Raw genomic sequence first — 4,447 nt, forward strand, 5'->3', positions numbered from 1 at the left:
CTCGTGGAATGAGCGGCGGACGGGTGAGTAACACGTGGGCAACCTGCCTGTAAGATCGGAATAACTCCGGGAAACCGGAGCTAATGCCGGGTAACATGTTCCTTCGCATGAAGGAACATTAAAAGATGGCTTCTCGCTATCACTTACAGATGGGCCCGCGGCGCATTAGCTAGTTGGTGAGGTAACGGCTCACCAAGGCAACGATGCGTAGCCGACCTGAGAGGGTGATCGGCCACACTGGGACTGAGACACGGCCCAGACTCCTACGGGAGGCAGCAGTAGGGAATCTTCCGCAATGGACGAAAGTCTGACGGAGCAACGCCGCGTGAACGATGAAGGTCTTCGGATCGTAAAGTTCTGTTGTTAGGGAAGAACAAGTACCGTGCGAATAGAGCGGTACCTTGACGGTACCTAACGAGGAAGCCCCGGCTAACTACGTGCCAGCAGCCGCGGTAATACGTAGGGGGCAAGCGTTGTCCGGAATTATTGGGCGTAAAGCGCGCGCAGGCGGTTCCTTAAGTCTGATGTGAAAGGCCACGGCTCAACCGTGGAGGGCCATTGGAAACTGGGGAACTTGAGGACAGAAGAGGAGAGTGGAATTCCACGTGTAGCGGTGAAATGCGTAGATATGTGGAGGAACACCAGTGGCGAAGGCGACTCTCTGGTCTGTTTCTGACGCTGAGGTGCGAAAGCGTGGGTAGCAAACAGGATTAGATACCCTGGTAGTCCACGCCGTAAACGATGAGTGCTAGGTGTTAGGGGGCTTCCACCCCTTAGTGCTGAAGTTAACGCATTAAGCACTCCGCCTGGGGAGTACGGCCGCAAGGCTGAAACTCAAAGGAATTGACGGGGGCCCGCACAAGCGGTGGAGCATGTGGTTTAATTCGAAGCAACGCGAAGAACCTTACCAGGTCTTGACATCTTTGGACCACCCTAGAGATAGGGTCTTCCCTTCGGGGACCAAATGACAGGTGGTGCATGGTTGTCGTCAGCTCGTGTCGTGAGATGTTGGGTTAAGTCCCGCAACGAGCGCAACCCCTAATCTTAGTTGCCAGCATTTAGTTGGGCACTCTAAGGTGACTGCCGGTGACAAACCGGAGGAAGGCGGGGATGACGTCAAATCATCATGCCCCTTATGACCTGGGCTACACACGTGCTACAATGGATGGAACAAAGGGCAGCGAAGCCGCGAGGTGTAGCAAATCCCATAAAACCATTCTCAGTTCGGATTGCAGGCTGCAACTCGCCTGCATGAAGCCGGAATCGCTAGTAATCGCGGATCAGCATGCCGCGGTGAATACGTTCCCGGGCCTTGTACACACCGCCCGTCACACCACGAGAGTTGGCAACACCCGAAGTCGGTGAGGTAACCTTTTTGGAGCCAGCCGCCGAAGGTGGGGCCAATGATTGGGGTGAAGTCGTAACAAGGTAGCCGTATCGGAAGGTGCGGCTGGATCACCTCCTTTCTAAGGATAGATACGGAAACGTACTTGGTTGGTTGTTCAGTTTTGAGAGATTAAATCTCTCGATTTACTGTGAACCTTGAAAACTGGATAAGAGAATTGTTCGAACTTTTTTAGTTTGAACGATGACAAGACATCAAACCAATTAGAAACAAACGTCTTTTCACGACGATAGTTAAGTGAAGAAGGGCGCACGGTGGATGCCTTGGCACTAGGAGCCGATGAAGGACGGGACTAACACCGATATGCTCCGGCGAGCCGTAAGTAGGCTTTGACCCGGAGATTTCCGAATGGGGGAACCCACTGTTCGTAATGGAACAGTATTTCATAGTGAATTCATAGCTATGAAAAGGTACACTCGGGGAACTGAAACATCTCAGTACCCGAAGGAAGAGAAAGCAAATGCGATTTCCTGAGTAGCGGCGAGCGAAACGGAATCAGCCCAAACCAGAAAGCTTGCTTTCTGGGGTTGTAGGACACTCCATTGGAGTTATCAAGAAGGAAGATAGGCGAATCGATCTGGAACGATCAGCCATAGCAGGTAACAGCCCTGTAGTCGAAATCTTTCTTCCTCCGGAGTGGATCCTGAGTACGGCGGAACACGAGGAATTCCGTCGGAATCCGGGAGGACCATCTCCCAAGGCTAAATACTCCCTAGTGACCGATAGTGAACCAGTACCGTGAGGGAAAGGTGAAAAGCACCCCGGAAGGGGAGTGAAAGAGAACCTGAAACCGTGTGCCTACAAGTAGTTGGAGCCCGTTAATGGGTGACAGCGTGCCTTTTGTAGAATGAACCGGCGAGTTACGACTACATGCGAGGTTAAGCGTAAGAAGCGGAGCCGCAGCGAAAGCGAGTCTGAATAGGGCGCATGAGTATGTGGTCGTAGACCCGAAACCGTGTGATCTACCCATGTCCAGGGTGAAGGTCAGGTAACACTGACTGGAGGCCCGAACCCACGTAAGTTGAAAATTACGGGGATGAGGTGTGGGTAGGGGTGAAATGCCAATCGAACACGGAGATAGCTGGTTCTCTCCGAAATAGCTTTAGGGCTAGCCTCAGAATAGAAAGTCTTGGAGGTAGAGCACTGATTGGACGAGGGGCCCCTATCGGGTTACCGAATTCAGTCAAACTCCGAATGCCAGCGACTTTGTTCTGGGAGTCAGACCGTGGGTGATAAGGTTCATGGTCGAGAGGGAAACAGCCCAGACCGTCAGCTAAGGTCCCAAAGTGTGTGTTAAGTGGAAAAGGATGTGGAGTTGCTTAGACAACCAGGATGTTGGCTTAGAAGCAGCCATCATTCAAAGAGTGCGTAATAGCTCACTGGTCGAGTGACTCTGCGCCGAAAATGTACCGGGGCTAAACACACCACCGAAGCTACGGATTGATCTTATGATCAGTGGTAGGAGAGCGTTCTAAGGGCCGTGAAGTCAGACCGTAAGGACTGGTGGAGCGCTTAGAAGTGAGAATGCCGGTATGAGTAGCGAAAAAAGAGTGAGAATCTCTTTCACCGTAAGTCTAAGGTTTCCTGAGGAAGGCTCGTCCTCTCAGGGTTAGTCGGGACCTAAGCCGAGGCCGAAAGGCGTAGGCGATGGACAACAGGTTGATATTCCTGTACCACCGTATTCCATTTGAGTAATGGGGGGACGCAGGAGGATAAGGAGAGCGCGCCATTGGATGTGCGCGTCCAAGCTTTGAGACGGTCGAATAGGCAAATCCGTTCGGCAACGTCGAGGAGTGATGGGGAGGGAATTATAGTACCGAAGCTCCTGATTTCACACTGCCAAGAAAAGCCTCTAGCGAGGAAGAAGGTGCCCGTACCGCAAACCAACACAGGTAGACGAGGAGAGTATCCTAAGGTGAGCGGGAGAACTCTCGTTAAGGAACTCGGCAAAATGACCCCGTAACTTCGGGAGAAGGGGTGCTCCTCTGCCGAGGAGCCGCAGTGAAAAGGCCCAAGCGACTGTTTACCAAAAACACAGGTCTCTGCGAAGCCGTAAGGCGAAGTATAGGGGCTGACACCTGCCCGGTGCTGGAAGGTTAAGGGGATGCGTTAGCTTCGGCGAAGCGTTGAACCGAAGCCCCAGTAAACGGCGGCCGTAACTATAACGGTCCTAAGGTAGCGAAATTCCTTGTCGGGTAAGTTCCGACCCGCACGAAAGGTGCAACGACTTGGGCACTGTCTCAACGAGAGACCCGGTGAAATTATACTATGTGTGAAGATGCACATTACCCGCGACAGGACGGAAAGACCCCGTGGAGCTTTACTGTAGCCTGATATTGAATGTTGGTACAGCTTGTACAGGATAGGTAGGAGCCTTAGAAGCCGGAGCGCTAGCTTCGGTGGAGGCGCTGGTGGGATACTACCCTGGCTGTACGGACATTCTAACCCAGGACCGTGATCCGGTCCGGAGACAGTGTCAGGTGGGCAGTTTGACTGGGGCGGTCGCCTCCCAAAAGGTAACGGAGGCGCCCAAAGGTTCCCTCAGAATGGTTGGAAATCATTCGCAGAGTGTAAAGGCACAAGGGAGCTTGACTGCGAGACCTACAAGTCGAGCAGGGACGAAAGTCGGGCTTAGTGATCCGGCGGTTCCGCATGGAAGGGCCGTCGCTCAACGGATAAAAGCTACCCCGGGGATAACAGGCTTATCTCCCCCAAGAGTCCACATCGACGGGGAGGTTTGGCACCTCGATGTCGGCTCATCGCATCCTGGGGCTGTAGTCGGTCCCAAGGGTTGGGCTGTTCGCCCATTAAAGCGGTACGCGAGCTGGGTTCAGAACGTCGTGAGACAGTTCGGTCCCTATCCGTCGTGGGCGTTGGAAATTTGAAAGGAGCTGTCCTTAGTACGAGAGGACCGGGATGGACACACCGCTGGTGTACCAGTTGTTCCGCCAGGAGCATGGCTGGGTAGCTACGTGTGGTCGGGATAAGTGCTGAAAGCATCTAAGCATGAAGCCCACCTTGAGATGAGATTTCCCATTACCT

2 rRNA genes are annotated in these 4,447 nt (G+C 53.2%); both read left to right on the forward strand.

Annotated features, from left to right (window positions below):
- Nucleotides 1-1,466, forward strand: a 16S ribosomal RNA gene (locus E4663_RS19520); the annotation flags it as partial.
- A 170-nt stretch (nt 1,467-1,636) separates the two neighbouring features.
- Nucleotides 1,637-4,447, forward strand: a 23S ribosomal RNA gene (locus E4663_RS19525); the annotation flags it as partial.

This window comes from Halobacillus salinus (genome assembly GCF_004684905.1).
GTDB lineage: Bacteria > Bacillota > Bacilli > Bacillales > Halobacillaceae > Halobacillus > Halobacillus salinus.